The organism is Arthrobacter sp. ERGS1:01, from assembly GCF_001281315.1.
Taxonomy (GTDB): domain Bacteria; phylum Actinomycetota; class Actinomycetes; order Actinomycetales; family Micrococcaceae; genus Specibacter.
In genome coordinates, this window is the sequence record NZ_CP012479.1 from 1,155,344 (window position 1) to 1,169,916 (window position 14,573).

General features: G+C 66.6%; 16 protein-coding genes. 13 read left to right on the forward strand and 3 right to left on the reverse strand.

Translation table 11 applies throughout. The annotated features are described in order from the left end of the window. Positions 1–116: 116 nt before the first annotated feature. The 4 genes from AL755_RS09110 to AL755_RS24540 all read left to right on the forward strand — a co-directional run bounded on the left by AL755_RS09110 (position 117) and on the right by AL755_RS24540 (position 3,552). Complete coding sequence (locus AL755_RS09110) at positions 117–380, forward strand: phosphoribosyl-ATP diphosphatase (protein ID WP_054012966.1); 264 nt, start codon at positions 117–119, stop codon at positions 378–380. Between the two features lie 99 nt (positions 381–479). Continuing rightward, positions 480–1,325, forward strand: coding sequence for an ATP phosphoribosyltransferase (gene hisG, locus AL755_RS09115; RefSeq protein WP_054010735.1), 846 nt, complete (start codon positions 480–482; stop codon positions 1,323–1,325). Between the two features lie 12 nt (positions 1,326–1,337). Then, positions 1,338–2,108, forward strand: coding sequence for an imidazole glycerol phosphate synthase subunit HisF (gene hisF / locus AL755_RS09120; protein ID WP_054010736.1), 771 nt, complete (start codon positions 1,338–1,340; stop codon positions 2,106–2,108). Between the two features lie 143 nt (positions 2,109–2,251). Then, a protein-coding gene (locus tag AL755_RS24540) for an IS3 family transposase (protein WP_445290508.1) occupies positions 2,252–3,552 on the forward strand; the annotation gives its coding sequence in 2 pieces (ribosomal slippage) (positions 2,252–2,669 and positions 2,669–3,552; 1,302 coding nt in all). A gap of 70 nt (positions 3,553–3,622) precedes the next feature. On the opposite strand, the gene AL755_RS09135 is transcribed toward AL755_RS24540, so the two are convergent. After that, a complete protein-coding gene (locus AL755_RS09135; protein ID WP_054010737.1) occupies positions 3,623–4,042 on the reverse strand; it encodes a DUF6855 family protein in 420 nt (139 codons plus the stop codon). A 29-nt stretch (positions 4,043–4,071) separates the two neighbouring features. Continuing rightward, the gene (locus tag AL755_RS09140; RefSeq protein ID WP_054010738.1) at positions 4,072–4,716 is read right to left on the reverse strand and encodes a TIGR03085 family metal-binding protein; all 645 of its coding nucleotides are present in this window, start codon (positions 4,714–4,716) and stop codon (positions 4,072–4,074) included. A gap of 136 nt (positions 4,717–4,852) precedes the next feature. On the opposite strand from AL755_RS09140, the gene hisI reads away from it, so the two are divergent. From hisI to lgt, 8 genes are all read left to right on the forward strand, one after another. After that, on the forward strand, positions 4,853–5,284 hold the full coding sequence (hisI, locus tag AL755_RS09145) for a phosphoribosyl-AMP cyclohydrolase (RefSeq protein ID WP_082369544.1): 432 nt from the start codon (positions 4,853–4,855) through the stop codon (positions 5,282–5,284). A gap of 49 nt (positions 5,285–5,333) precedes the next feature. After that, positions 5,334–6,902 (forward strand): anthranilate synthase component I, encoded by a 1,569-nt coding sequence (locus tag AL755_RS09150; protein ID WP_054010739.1) that lies wholly within the window; start codon positions 5,334–5,336, stop codon positions 6,900–6,902. Next, complete coding sequence (locus AL755_RS09155; protein ID WP_054010740.1) at positions 6,899–7,504, forward strand: Trp biosynthesis-associated membrane protein; 606 nt, start codon at positions 6,899–6,901, stop codon at positions 7,502–7,504. The genes AL755_RS09150 and AL755_RS09155 overlap by 4 nt, the downstream gene beginning before the upstream one ends. A gap of 96 nt (positions 7,505–7,600) precedes the next feature. Beyond that, positions 7,601–7,885 carry an HGxxPAAW family protein gene (locus AL755_RS09160; protein WP_054010741.1) on the forward strand — a complete coding sequence of 95 codons (285 nt, stop codon included), beginning with the start codon at positions 7,601–7,603 and terminating at the stop codon, positions 7,883–7,885. 2 nt (positions 7,886–7,887) lie between these two features. Next, positions 7,888–8,703 carry an indole-3-glycerol phosphate synthase TrpC gene (trpC, locus tag AL755_RS09165; RefSeq protein WP_192841662.1) on the forward strand — a complete coding sequence of 272 codons (816 nt, stop codon included), beginning with the start codon at positions 7,888–7,890 and terminating at the stop codon, positions 8,701–8,703. A gap of 73 nt (positions 8,704–8,776) precedes the next feature. Continuing rightward, entirely contained in the window at positions 8,777–10,189 is a 1,413-nt protein-coding gene (gene trpB / locus AL755_RS09170; RefSeq protein WP_445290499.1) for a tryptophan synthase subunit beta, read from the forward strand. Then, positions 10,182–11,027: a tryptophan synthase subunit alpha gene (trpA, locus tag AL755_RS09175; RefSeq protein WP_054010743.1), complete on the forward strand. Its 846-nt coding sequence runs from the start codon at positions 10,182–10,184 to the stop codon at positions 11,025–11,027. Before trpB ends, trpA begins: the two co-directional genes overlap by 8 nt. Positions 11,028–11,033: 6 nt before the next feature. Further along, positions 11,034–12,104 (forward strand): prolipoprotein diacylglyceryl transferase, encoded by a 1,071-nt coding sequence (lgt, locus tag AL755_RS09180; RefSeq protein ID WP_237762641.1) that lies wholly within the window; start codon positions 11,034–11,036, stop codon positions 12,102–12,104. 121 nt (positions 12,105–12,225) lie between these two features. On the opposite strand, the gene AL755_RS09185 is transcribed toward lgt, so the two are convergent. Continuing rightward, positions 12,226–13,092, reverse strand: coding sequence for a helix-turn-helix transcriptional regulator (locus tag AL755_RS09185; protein ID WP_054010744.1), 867 nt, complete (start codon positions 13,090–13,092; stop codon positions 12,226–12,228). Positions 13,093–13,290: 198 nt separating this feature from the next. Between AL755_RS09185 and AL755_RS09190 the strand changes: the two genes are divergently transcribed. Next, positions 13,291–14,490, forward strand: coding sequence for an MFS transporter (locus AL755_RS09190; protein WP_054010745.1), 1,200 nt, complete (start codon positions 13,291–13,293; stop codon positions 14,488–14,490). Positions 14,491–14,573 lie beyond the last annotated feature (83 nt).

Below are 14,573 nucleotides of genomic sequence, written 5' to 3' on the forward strand. Positions count from 1 at the left end.
CGGGCTCGACCACCGGTGGTCGAGCCCGCCGAGGCCCACCACTTGCGAGTTCATATGCTGGACACACGGAATCGCCGACTCAGTGAACCCGGCCCCCACCCAGTAAGCTGGTGTCCGTGAAGACCTTCGAATCCCTTTTTGATGAGCTGAGTGAGAAAGCCGCAGCGCGGCCCGCCGGCTCCCGTACCGTCGCCGAACTTGAATCCGGCATTCACGGTATCGGCAAGAAAGTGGTTGAGGAAGCCGCCGAGGTGTGGATGGCCGCCGAGTATGAATCGGATGAGGCCGCGGCCGAGGAGATTTCCCAGCTGTTCTACCACCTGCAGGTCATGATGATCGCCAAAGGTTTGACCCTTCAGGACGTTTACAAGCATTTGTAGCCACACGCCGTGGCTGCTTGTCCCTGCTTGCCTGTCCTTGAACCGGCGCCCGCCGCGGGTGCCGCCCCTTTGCCGTAACTGACCTGAAAGAACCTTCCCATGCTTAGAGTTGCCGTCCCCAACAAGGGTGCCCTGTCCGAAGCCGCCTCCGCCATGCTCGCCGAGGCCGGTTACCGCCAACGCCGCGACAGCCGCGAACTGGTCATGGTCGACCCGGACAACAACGTCGAATTCTTCTTCCTCCGCCCCCGCGACATCGCCGTCTACGTCGGTGCCGGCACGCTCGACGTCGGCATCACCGGCCGCGACCTGCTCATGGACGCCCAGGTGGACGCCGACGAGCTGCTGCCGCTGGGCTTCGCCGCCTCCACGTTCCGCTTCGCCGGCCCGGTAGGCCACTTCACGACGGCCGCCGAGCTTGAGGGCAAGCGGCTGGCCACCAGCTACGACGGCCTGCTGCGCGAATACCTGGCCGAGCTGGGCATCAACGCCAAGGTGGTCCGCCTGGACGGGGCAGTGGAATCCTCCGTGCGCCTCGGCGTGGCCGACGCCATTGCCGACGTCGTCGAAACCGGCAGCACGCTCAAGGCCGCCGGCATGGAAATCTTCGGCGAGCCCATCCTGAACTCCGAAGCCCTGCTGATCGGGCGCCGCGGCGTCACCCCGCCCCCCGGCGTGGAGGTGCTGATCCGGCGCCTGCACAGCGTCCTCGTGGCCCGCCAGTACGTCCTGCTCGACTACGACGTGCCGAAGGTCCTCATGGAGAAGGCCACGGCGCTGACCCCGGGTCTGGAATCGCCCACGGTGTCCCCGCTGCGCGACTCCGACTGGGTCGCCGTCCGCGCCATGGTCTCCGCCAAGGACACCAACAGGATCATGGACGAGCTGTACGAGTTGGGCGCCCGTGCCATCCTCGTCAGCAGCATCCACGCCTGCCGCATCTAGTAGGAGAAGAGCATGAGCGTAGCCATCCGGGTCATTCCCTGCCTCGACGTTGACGCCGGCCGCGTGGTCAAGGGCGTCAAGTTCCAAAACCTGCGCGATGCCGGTGATCCGGTGGAGCTGGCCCAACGTTACGACCGTGCCGGTGCCGACGAGCTGACGTTCCTGGACGTCACCGCGTCCTCCGGCAACCGGGAAACCACGTTCGACGTCGTCTCCCGCACGGCCGAGCAGGTCTTCATCCCGCTGACCGTGGGCGGGGGAGTCCGCGAGGTTTCCGACGTCGACAAGCTGCTGCGGTGCGGGGCCGACAAGGCCTCCATCAACACGGCCGCGATCGCCCGCCCCGACGTCATCGACGAGATCACCCGGCGCTTCGGTTCCCAGGTGCTGGTGCTCAGCCTTGACGCGCGGCGCACCCGGGACAGCAACACGCCGTCGGGCTTCGAGGTCACCACGCATGGTGGCCGCAAGGGCACCGGCATCGACGCGATCGAATGGGCGCGCCAGGCCGCCGACCGCGGTGTGGGGGAGATCCTGCTGAACTCCATCGATGCCGACGGCACCAAGGAGGGCTTCGATCTGGAGCTCATCCGGCTGGTCCGCGCCGCCGTGCACGTGCCGATCATCGCCTCCGGCGGTGCTGGCAAGCCCGAGCATTTCCCGCCCGCCGTGGCGGCCGGCGCCAACGCCGTGCTGGCGGCGTCGATCTTCCACTTCGGCCCGGACAACGCGATTGCCGACGTCAAAGCGGCAATCCGCGACGCCGGCTACGAAGTCCGCTAACGCCAAAACGGTTGAGGGCCCAGATAATCTTCGGATTATGAACTGCTCCCCGAAAGTTGGACTGATTAATTCGGTTCCTTACTTTCGGGGAGTTTTTTATGGATTCGCGGAGTTCGTTGAGTGCTCGGCAGCGGGTTGCTGCCATAGGGTTGTTCGAGGAAGGCTTCGGCTATGGTGCGGTTTCTTCTCGGCTGCAGGTCAGCAGGGATGCCTGTAAGCGCTTGGAGCAACGTTTCAAGATTTGGGGTAGGGCCGCTTTGGATAGACGACCGGCTGTGCCAGCGTATTCATTTGAGTTCAAGATCAAGGTGGTTCGTCAGTTCCTCGCTGCTGAAGCAACATCGACGGAACTGGCCCAGTTGTATCACTTGAGTTCGCCGAAACTCGTTCAAAGCTGGGTTCGGCGGTATCGCCAGGACGGTGAGGACGCTCTCAAGCCCCGGCCGAGGGGCCGCCCACACACCGCCGTGGACCAATTGCCTACCGAGGTTAGCGAGCTTGAGAAGCTGCGCCTTGAGAACCAGCGGTTGCAGGCCGAGAATGCCTACCTAAAAAAAGTACGGGCCCTGAGGAACCAACCACCGCGTTGAAGGTTAGCGCCGTGATCGCCCTCAGGGCCTCTCACCCCTTGCCCCTGCTCCTGGCCGCGGCCGGGCTGCCCCGCTCTACGTTCTTCCACCGCCAGGCCGCGCTCACGGCCCCTGACCGGCACGCAGAACTCCGTGCCCGGATCCACGAGGTCTTCACCGAGGCCAAGGGCCGCTACGGGCACCGACGCATCCATGCGTTCCTGCGCCGCCAGGGATGGCAGGTGGCGAAGAAGACCGTGTTAAAGCTGATGCGCGCCGAGAATCTGGTCTGCAAGGTCCGCAGCAGTCGCCGCAGGTATTCCTCCTACAAGGGCCAGGTCGGCAAGATCGCTGAAAACCTACTCAAGCGCCAGTTCGTCACCGCGGCACCGAACCTGACGTGGGTGACCGATGTGACCGAGTTCAAGGTCGCGGACCGCAAGGTCTACCTCTCCCCGGTCATGGACCTGTTCGACCGCTCCGTGGTCTCCTTCGCGGTCTCCGAGTCGCCCAACACGGCCTTCACCAACCGATCGCTCAGCGAGGCGATCAGCACTCTGGGACCGGGTGAGGCACCAATGGTGCACTCGGACCAAGGATTCCAGTACCAACACGCCAGCTGGCAGAAGCTGCTCAGCAACGCCGGCATGACCCAATCGATGTCCCGCAAGGGCAATTGCCTGGATAACTCAGTGATGGAGAACTTCTTCGGACACTTAAAAGAAGAGATGTTCCACCACCAAGAACACACCAGCCCCGAAAGCTTCATCACTGAACTCGAGGACTACATCCGCTGGTACAACAAAGACCGCATCTCGTTAACACTCGAGTGCCTGAGCCCGATGGAATACCGGGCCCAGGCACTCGCTACCTAGACTCTTATTTACCAAGTCCAACATTCGGGGACCAGTTCATTATCTGGGCCCTCAACCGTTTTGATGCCGTTTAGAGCGCGCGCATCCGGTTGTTGCGCGGATTGTGTTCGAGTTCGGCCAGGCCAAGGGCCTCCAGGAGCGGCGGCAGGTACATGCCCACGCGTCCGCGATAGCCCTTCTTGAGCCCGTACCAGCCGCCCACGGGGTTGCTTTCGGCCCGGCCCCACGCCTCGACGGTGCCGTCCTTGGCGGGTTTTTGTTCGTCGGCGCTGCCCAGCTCGATCCAGTCGCCGTGCTCCTTGAGCATCGCGGCGAGGTCGGCGACAATCTCCAGCCGGTACTTCAGGACGGTTTTGCCCACGGTGCAGACGAGCTCCGGCGGATCGGCGGCCTCGTCGCGGTACATGGTGTATTCGGAGGTTCCGGGCGGGGTGGACAGCGCCCAGGGCGATTCCTTGGTGCCGCCGGCACCCCAGTCAGGCGTTCCCATGTGCATCTCCTCTTCGGTTTGCTGAAGCCTTAGAACCCGACGGGTGCGGTCTGCAGGAGTGCGACGGCGTCGGGCCGGCCCTCGAAGGAGACCAGGGCCTGGCCGGTCCGCCCATTGGCGTGCATGAGCAGCTCGCCCGGTTCGCCGATGATGGCCACCGAGACGGGGGCCCGCTTGGCCACGTGACGCGGCCCTGCCGGGCTCACCAGGACAACTCCCAGGTCCACGCCGCGGTACAGGATCGCGGCCCGCTTGACCAGCTCGGCCCAGAGTGCCTCCGAGTACTCCAGATCGAGGGCGCGGGGCGCCCAGCGGTCGGTGGCGCGGCGGATGTCCTCGGTGTGCACGAAGAATTCGACGAGGTTCGCGCTGTGGTCCACGGCGCGCAGGGCCATGGGGGAAAGTTTGGGCGGGCCGTTGCGGAACTTCTGGACGAGGTCCGCGAACGACTCCGGAGTCGACGCCTCGGCGGCCAATCGGGCCGTTGCTTTTTCGGAGACCTTGTTCCAGGGTTTGACCACCAGGCCCAGGCCCACTTTGGCGCTGTGTTCGCGCAGGTAAAGGTGTGCGGCCAATTCCTGGGTCCGCCATCCGGCACACAGTGTTGCCGCTCCCGGACCGGCGGCCAGCAGGGTCTCGGCGAGGACTTCACGGGATGGCTCTACAAATTGCATCACTTGTGAAATTAGCATGTATTGGTGCCCGTTGGCACGTGGAACCGCCGGAATGTGCGGCCATGTTCGTGAATGCGTCCCCGGGAAGCCCCGGGTGGCCGCGCCGGGCTGGATTCTGGCACTAGAATTGGCACTGATGCAGCACATCCCAGAACCCCAGCCCGAATCCGCCACGACCGGCAGCGATGCCCTCCTTACGCCGCCCGCCCCCGGGCTGGCCGAGGACGTTGCCGCCCGGCTGAAGCGTGACCCCGCAGGGCTGGTGGCCGCCGTCGTCCAGCAATTCGATACCCGCGAGGTGCTCATGCTGGGCTGGATGGATGACGAGGCCCTGCGCCGGACCCTGAGCAGCGGACGCGTGACGTTCTATTCGCGCTCCCGGCAGGAATATTGGCGCAAGGGGGACACCTCCGGCCACGTGCAGTTCGTGAAGTCGGTGGCGCTTGACTGCGACGGCGACGCCCTGCTGGTGGAGGTCGACCAGGTTGGCGCCGCCTGCCACACGGGAACCCGCAGCTGCTTTGACGGCCGCGAACTCGCCGCCGTCACCGGTCAGCGCGACTCCTGACCCCCACCGCCGTATCACCCGCCCGCTTGAAGGAAAGAACACTCATTTCATGCAAGATCTAGGTGTCATCAGCCCCACACTCGACGAGTTCCGCGAACTGGCCCGGACCCGCCGCGTGGTCCCCGTCCGCCTGAAGGTCCTGGTCGACGCCCAAACGCCGATCGGGCTGTACCGGAGCCTGGCCGCCGAGGCGCCCGGCACGTTCCTGATGGAGTCCGCCGCCGTGGGCGGCGTCTGGTCCCGCTATTCCTTCATCGGCGTCCGTTCGCGGGCCACGCTGACCACCAACGACGGCGCCGCCTGCTGGCAGGGTGAGCCGCCCGTGGGCGTGCCCCTGGACGGAAACCCGGTGGCCGCCATGGAGGCGACGCTGAAGCTGCTGGCGACCGAACGCTTCGAGGGCCTGCCGCCCTTCACCTCGGGCCTGGTCGGCTTTGTGGGATGGGAGTCCGTGCGGCACTGGGAAAAGCTGCCGTCACCGCCGCCCGATGACCTGCACCTGCCCGAACTGGCCCTGAACCTGGTCTCCGACATGGCCGTGCACGACAACACGGAAGGCTCCGTGCTGTTGATCGCCAACGCCATCAACATCAACGGCACCGACGAGAACGTCGACGACGCCTGGCACGACGCCGTGGCCCGCGTCCGTTCCATGGTTGAGCAGCTGCGCACCCCCGCCGCACAGCCCATGTCCGTCATGGACGTGCCGGCCGCCAGCTTCGCCGACAGCGTGCAGGAACGCTGGGACCGCAGCGAGTACCTGGCCGCCATTGACCGCGGCAAGGAAGCGATCGTGGACGGCGAGGTGTTCCAGGTGGTCATCTCGCGCCGCTTTGAAATGGCCACCAACGCCACCGCCCTGGACGTCTATCGGGTGCTGCGCAACACGAACCCCAGCCCGTACATGTACCTGTACAGCTTTGCGGACGCCAACGGCAAGCCGTACTCGATTGTAGGGTCCTCGCCCGAGGCCCTGGTCAGTGTCATTGGCGACGAGGTCATCACCCACCCCATCGCCGGTTCCCGGCCACGCGGCAAGACGGTCGAGGAGGACAAATTCCTCGCCCAGGACCTGCTGGCCGACGCGAAGGAACGCTCCGAGCACCTGATGCTCGTGGACCTTTCCCGGAACGACCTCTCCAAGGTGTGCAAGCCCGGCACCGTCGACGTCACCCAGTTCATGGAGGTGGAGCGGTTCAGCCACATCATGCACCTGGTCTCCACCGTGGTGGGCACGCTCAGCGACGACAAGAACGCCTACGACGTCCTGGCCGCAACATTCCCGGCAGGCACGCTGTCCGGCGCACCCAAACCGCGCGCGTTGCGACTTCTGGACGAGCTTGAACCGCACCGCCGCGGCATCTACGGCGGCGTGGTGGGCTACCTGGACTTTGCCGGCGACATGGACATGGCGATCGCCATCCGTTCCGCGCTTTTGCTCGACGGCAAGGCCTACGTCCAGGCCGGCGGCGGCATCGTCGCGGACTCCGTCAACGAGACCGAGGCGCTGGAGACGGTGAACAAGGCGGCCGCCCCGTTGCGGGCCGTGCACGCCGCAGCGTCCCTGCGCGACCTTGGCGACTATGCGGGCTCGCAGGCCGTCGGGAGCCGGGCATGAACGCGCGCCGGCCCACGTCCGCCACTCCGGCCTGGCAGCGCAAGTCGACGCTGATCCTGCTCGCGGTGGTGGCCGCCCTGGCTGTCTTTGGCACCACCACGCAAACCTGGATCCATGTGTCGTTCGCGCAGGGCCCGGTGCAGCAGTCCGACCTGAATATCCCCGGCAACAAGGCTGCCGTCGCCGTCTCGGCCCTGGCCCTCGTGGCCCTGGCCGGGGCGCTGGCCGCCACGATCGCCGGCAAGATCGCCCGGGTCATCACCGGCGCCATCGTCCTGCTCGGCGCGGCCGGGATCATCGCCGTCGTCGCGGGCATTTTGGCCAGCCCCTCGGATGCCGCCATGGCCCAGGTGGGCAAGGCGACCGGCGTCGTCGGCGTGGCCAGCAACGCCAGCACCACCTGGTTCCCGGTGGCCGCCATCGTCGCGGCCGCCGTGCTGGCCGTCGCGGCGGCACTGATCCTGGTCTTTGGCCGCCGCTGGAGCGTCAAAAGCAAGTACGACGCCGCCGCCAACAGGGCCGCCGCGGTCAACGACGGCAGCCCCCTGGATGAGATCGACAGCTGGGACAGCCTCAGCCGCGGCGACGATCCAACCCTCTAGCAACGGCATGTATTTACGGGGGAGTGCCGGTTTCGGCTTCCACCAACAACTAATGGCAGAATGTATTGCAGTATCCGCATCAAAGGGAGATTCACCATGAGCAACAAGTCGGCCACCCCGTCCTCGACCGTCAGCGTGCACGATGCCGTTGACCACAGCATCGAACTGGGACACGGCAACAGCCCGGCGGCCTGGACCTGCGTAGCCGTCATGCTGGTCGGCACCATCATCGGCTGCATCGCCTTCCTCATCGGCGAATCCGCCACGATCCTGTTCTGGGTCGGCGTGGGCGTCATCGCCGTGGGTATCGTCCTTGGCCTGGTCCTGCGGTCCGCCGGCTACGGCGTGGGCGGAAGCAAGCTGAAGAACACCGGCCACTAATCGTGACCGTTCTGCAGGACATCATTGCCGGCGTCAGGGAAGACCTTGACGCCCGCATGGCGGTCGTCAGCCTGGCCGAGATCCAGGAGCGGGCGCGGGCGGCGGCTCCGGCCATTGACGCGTTTGCCGCCCTGGGCGGCAACGAGTCCGTCCGCGATGACCTCAAGGTCATCTCGGAGGTCAAGCGCCGCAGCCCGTCCAAGGGCGACCTCGCCGGCATCGCCGACCCCGCCGCCCTGGCCCGGCAGTACAGCGACGGCGGAGCCTCCGTCATCAGCGTGCTGACCGAGGAACGCCGCTTCGGCGGTTCGCTGGCCGATCTCGACGCCGTCCGGGCCGCCGTGGGCATCCCCGTCCTGCGCAAGGACTTCACCTGCGATCCCTACATGATCTGGGAGGCCCGTGCCCACGGCGCCGACCTGGTGCTGCTGATCGTGGCCGCGCTGACCGATGAGGAACTGCGCGAGTACCTGGCGCTGACCCACGAACTGGGCATGAACGCCGTCGTCGAAACCCACACGGCCGAGGAAATCGCCCGGGCCGTGGCCATTGACGCCAGGATCATCGGCATCAACGTCCGCAACCTGAAGACCCTCGACGTGGACCGCGGCGTGTTTGCCGCACTTTCCGGAACCATCCCGGCTGGGCCCGTGGTGGTGGCCGAATCCGGCGTCCGCGACGCCGACGACGTCACGCACTACGCCCTCCACGGCGCCAACGCGATCCTCGTGGGCGAGGCCCTCGTCACCGACGCCACCCCGCTGGAACGCATTACGGAGTTCAAGGCCGCCGGCGCGCTGGCCATCAGCTCCCGCTAAGCCGCCATCGGTTCCACCGGCACACTAACGACTTATTCGCTTTCGAAACAACACGAACAGGACGGTGGAACTGATGGCCCATGAGCCCACGGCTTCGTCTTCAGAACCCGCAGACATGACGGATCCCGCGACGGCGTTTTTGGCCGGAATGCGCGGCACCGGCGAGCCCACCCCGGAGCACTCCCTGCGCCACGCGCCGGGCCCCTACTTTGGCAGCTACGGCGGGCGCTGGATGCCCGAATCCCTCATCGCCGCCCTGGACGAGCTTGAGGAAACCTTCGAAAAAGCGAAGGTCGATCCCGAGTTCCTGGCCGAGATCGCGGAGCTGAACAAGAACTATTCCGGACGCCCGTCGCTGCTCACCGAGGCCAAGCGCTTCAGCGCCCACGCCGGCGGCGCCCGCGTCTTCCTCAAGCGCGAGGACCTGAACCACACCGGTTCGCACAAGATCAACAACGTGCTGGGCCAGGTCTTGTTGGCCAAGCGCATGGGCAAGACCCGCATCCTCGCCGAGACCGGTGCCGGCCAGCACGGCGTTGCCAGTGCCACGGCCGCGGCCCTGCTCGGACTGGAATGCGTTGTCTATATGGGCGCCGAGGACTGCCGCCGGCAGGCTTTGAACGTGGCCCGCATGCAGTTGCTCGGCGCCACCGTGGTGCCCGTGACCAACGGCTCCCAGACGCTCAAGGACGCCATCAACGACGCCCTGCGCGACTGGGTGGCCAACGTGGAAACCACCCACTACGTGCTCGGTACCGTCGCCGGCGCCCACCCGTTCCCGGCCATGGTCCGCTTTTTCCACGAGGTCATCGGCGAGGAGGCCCGCGGGCAGATCCTTGAGCAGGTCGGCCGGCTCCCGGACGCCCTGTGTGCCTGCATCGGCGGTGGCTCCAACGCGATCGGGCTGTTCCACGCGTTCCTGGACGATCCCTCCGTAAAGATCTACGGCTTTGAGGCAGGCGGCGACGGCGTCGAAACCGGCCGCCACGCGGCCGCCATCACCCTGGGCCGTCCCGGCGTGCTGCACGGCGCGCGTTCCTACCTGATGCAGGACGACGACGGCCAGACCGTCGAGTCCCATTCCATCTCGGCCGGCCTCGACTACCCCAGCGTCGGGCCCGAGCACTCCTACCTGTCCGACATCGGACGCGTGGCATACGAGCCCATCACCGACGCCGAGGCCATGGACGCGTTCAGGCTGCTGAGCCAGACCGAGGGCATCATCCCGGCCATCGAGTCCTCGCATGCCCTGGCCGGCGCCATCAAGGTGGGCCAACGCCTCACCGAGGGTGTGGCCGAGCCGTCCGACGTCGTCATCATCGTCAACCTCTCCGGCCGCGGCGACAAGGACGTTGAAACGGCTGCCGCCTGGTTCGGCATGCTCGACGACGAGGGCCACGTCAAGGGCACCACGCTGTCCACCCGCACGGCCAAGGGCGCAGCACCGGCGGCCGATGAGAACGCAGAGGATGCCACCCATGAGTGAGTCGACGCCGGCACAGCCGGTCATTGCCAGCAAGTCCGCCGCCGCGATCGACCGCGCCAAGGCGGCCGGCCGCAAGGCCCTGATCGCGTACCTGCCCGCCGGTTTCCCGGACAAGCAGACGTCGATCGATGCCGCGATCGCGTTGGCCCGCAACGGTGCCGACATCATTGAGATCGGCATCCCGTACTCGGACCCCGTCATGGACGGCGCCGTCATCCAGGCCGCCACCACGCAGGCACTCTCCAACGGTTTCCGGGTCAGGGACGTCTTCGAGATCGTCGCCGCGGTCACAGCGGAGACGGACGCCGCCGTGCTGGTCATGACGTACTGGAACCCGGTGGACCGCATGGGCGTCGACGAGTTCTCCCGCCGCCTGGCCGAGGCCGGGGGAGCCGGGCTCATCACCCCCGACCTCATCCCCGATGAGGCCGCCGAATGGTTTGCCGCCTCGGACAAGTACGGCCTGGACCGGGTGTTCCTGGTGGCGCCGTCGTCCACGCCGGAACGCGTGGCCATGACCGTCGAGGCCAGCCGCGGCTTCGTGTACGCCGTGTCCATCATGGGCGTCACCGGCGCACGGACCTCGGTGTCCAGTGCCGCCGAGGCCGTGGTTGCCGCCGCCCATGCCGCCGGCGCAGAACGCGCCTGCGTGGGCCTGGGCGTGTCCCGCCCCGAGCATGTGCGTGAGATCGCCGCCTACGCCGACGGCGTGATCGTCGGCACGGCCCTCGTCGCAGCGTTGCGTGACGGCGGCGTGGCCGCCGTCGGCGCGCTGGCCAAGGAACTGAGCACCGGCTTCGACGTCGTCGATTCCGCCACGTCCACCCTGGGAGCTTAAACACCAGTGATCACCGCAACCTTCCCCCATGCCCTGGCGGCGTCGTTGGCGACCTCCATCCCGGCGCCCACCTGGTCCGGTTTCAACCTTGGCCCGCTGCGAGTCCACGCCTACGCCCTGTGCATCCTGCTGGGCATTGTCGCCGCACTCTGGCTGACCAATACGCGGTGGAAGCGTCGCGGGGGGCCCGAGGGTTCCATCTGGGACATCGCCATCTGGGCCATCCCGTTCGGGATCATCGGCGGCCGGCTGTACCACGTGTTCTCCTCCCCGGACGCCTATTTCGGTCCCGGCTTCAACGGCACGGGCAACCTTGCCCTGATCCCGCAGATCTGGTTGGGCGGCCTGGGCATCTGGGGTGCCGTGGTGCTGGGCGTGGTGGGTGCCTGGATCGGCTGCCGCCGCGCCGGCGTGAAGCTCTCCTCGTTCATCGACGCCGCGGCGCCGGGCATCCTGCTGGCCCAGGCCATCGGCCGGTGGGGCAACTACTTCAACCAGGAACTCTTTGGCGGGCCCACCACGCTGCCCTGGGGCCTGAGCGTCTCCCCGCAGTTTGTCCCCTCGGGCTTCAGCCCGGACACCCTGTTCCAGCCCACGTTCCTGTACGAGTGCATCTGGGACCTGCTGGGCGTGGCCGTGCTGCTGCTCCTGGACAGGAAGTTCCGGCTCCGCCGCGGGCGCCTGTTCCTGCTCTACGCCATGGTCTATACGGCTGGCCGCTTCTGGATTGAATTGCTGCGTATCGACGCCGCCGAACAAATCACCTTCTTCGGCATCACCACCCGCCTGAACGTCTGGACCGCCCTGTTCGTGTTCCTGGGGGCCCTGGTGGTGTTCCTGCTTCTGACGTTCGTGCGCCGCGAGAAGGTCAGCGACTCCGTGTTCCTGCCCGGGCGCGAGCGGGCGCTCGTGGCCGCCGGCGGCGTGGAGGCCGGCTCGGCCGATCCCGTTGCCGGGAACGACGACGGCGACACCCGGGTGCCGCCGTCGGCCGCGGACACCGCGCCCGAATCACCCGGTGACGAAGGCACGTCGTCCGACGCGGACGGCAACGGTCGGGAGAAGACCGAACCCTAAGCGTTCAGGAACGGGCCGTTAACAAGCGGCCGCGCGCACGGCAAAGGCGGCTCCGGATTTTCCCGGGGCCGCCTTTTGCGTACCCGCGTCAGCCACTTAGCTGCGGGGCGTCGGCCCTGGCTCAGGTGGCGATGGCGCCGGTTGCTGCCCAGCTGGCAAGCAACTGCAGCCGTTCCGCGCTGGGCGATCCCGGCTCCGCTGTGTAGATCATGAAGACAAGGCCGGGGTCCGCGGTGATGGCGAGTTCTTCGTACGCCAGGGTGAGTTCGCCGACGACGGGATGGTTGAACCGTTTTGTGCCGGTGCCATGGCGGCGAACGTCGTGCGCACCCCAGAGCTTTCGAAAGGTGTCGCTGCGGGTGGAGAGTTCGCCCACGAGGTCCTGGAGGCCCTTGTCGTTGGGGTCGCGCCCGGCCTCGGCCCGCATGATGGCCACGCACATCCCCGCGAACAGCTCCCAGTCCGGGTAGAAGTCCCGGGACGCGGGGTCAAGGAACTGGAAGCGGGCGAGGTTGGGGGTCCGCCCGCTGTCGCCGATGACCGGTGAATAGAACGCGCGGCCCAGCTCGTTAGTGGCGAGCAGGTTCTGCTGGTGGTCACGGACAAAAGCGATGCCATTCGTGATGGTGTCCAGCGCCCACTGCAGGCTTGGGCGGTTCACGGCGTTCTTGCTGGCACGGCGGCGCTGCCGTCCCGAGAACGGGGCACCGTCGGCGGCACGGGCCAGGTCGTAAAGGTGGGTCCGCTCGGTGTCGGTGAGTTGGAGTGCGCGGGCGATCGCGTCGAGGACCGACGACGACGCTCCGGCGATCGCGCCCCGTTCAAGCTTGGCGTAGTACTCGACGCTGACGCCGGCAAGGACCGCCACCTCGATGCGGCGCAGCCCTGCCACCCGCCGGTTCGAGCCTGGGGGAAGCCCGGCCATCTCCGGGGTCACTTTTGCGCGCCGGGACATCAGGAATGCGCGCACTTCGGATTGGGTGTTCATGCCAATGACACTACCTCGCGCCGATTCCCGGTGGGGTTCCCTGCTGGTACACCCCTTGACAGGGACTCCCGCTGCCAAAGCTTCGAGGATTTACTGAATTGACCACCCATCAGCCGATGAAGGAGCGCCCCGCGTCCCGCGCCGTCGAGGTGCCCTCCACCTTCCACCACCCGCATTCCCCGACACGAGATGAGCCCCATGGAAACTGTCACCCACGCACCATCACGCATCGCCACCGAAACAGGGCGCCGCCTTCCGATCGCGACGTTGATCGTCCTGGCCTCTATCGGATTTGTGCTTGTTGCGATGGAGACCATGCCGGCCGGCCTGCTGCCCGTGATTGCGACGGGGCTGCGCGTCAGCGAAGGAACCGTCGGACTCTTTGTCAGCATGTATGCCCTTGGCACGGTCATTGTCACCATTCCAGCGATTTCCGTGACCCGGGCGATGCGGCGGAAGCCTTTGCTGCTCGCGTCCGTCGCGGGCCTGGCCCTGGCCAACAGCGCCACCGCGATCAGCAGCGACGTGACTCTGTTGCTCATCTCACGCTTCGTCGCGGGCGCCTTCTCCGGGATCATCTGGGGGATGCTTGCCGCCTACGGGCGCAAGATAAGTCCGCCCCGCCACGCGGGCCTCGCCCTGTCGATTGTTTCCACCGGCGCACCTGTGGGCTTCGCGCTCGGGACGCCGCTGGGTTCATGGCTCGGAGCCACTTTCAATTGGAGATTGCCCTTTGTCGGTCTCACGGTGGTCGCCCTGCTCGCCGGGGTGTTCATCGCGCTGGTTTCCCCGGATGCCGAAGGCCAACGCGGGAAGTCCCGGCTTCCCGTAGCGCGCGTGTTCCGGATCCCCGGGGTGGCAACAATCCTGGCCGTCATCTTCACGTGGATGCTTGCCCACAACACCATCTACACCTACATCGCTCCCTACTTGCGTGCGGCGGGCAGCGGGCTCACCCCCGATGTCCAACTCTTCATCTTCGGGGTGTCCTCCATTGCCGGAATCGCCGTCACGGGGGCATTTCTCGATCGGCACCCGCGCCCCCTGCTGCACGGCAGCGTTGCCGTGTTCATTGCCGCAGGCTTCGTGCTCCTCTTCGGCCACGCATCACCTCCCGCAATCATTATCGCCACCGTCCTGTGGGGTCTTACCTTCGGCGGGGCGGCCGCACAGCTCCAGGCCGCGCTGACGAGCGCGGGAGGGCAGGACTCGGATGTCGCAAATTCCTTCCTTCCGGTGGCCTTCAATATTGCGATCTTCGTGGCCGGCATTCTCGGCGCCGCGCTGCTGACCCGGTTTGACGGGCTTGTCCTGCCGGTCGTCATGATCGGCTGTGGAGCGATCACGTTCTTGTTGACGATCTACGGGCGCCGCTCGGCCTTCCCCTCCCGGCTCTAGTGCCGCCACGTGCCACGGCGGTCCGGAAATCCCGCAGCTTTGGGGGTGTTGCGGACTTGGATTCGCGATTTTCATTACTGATC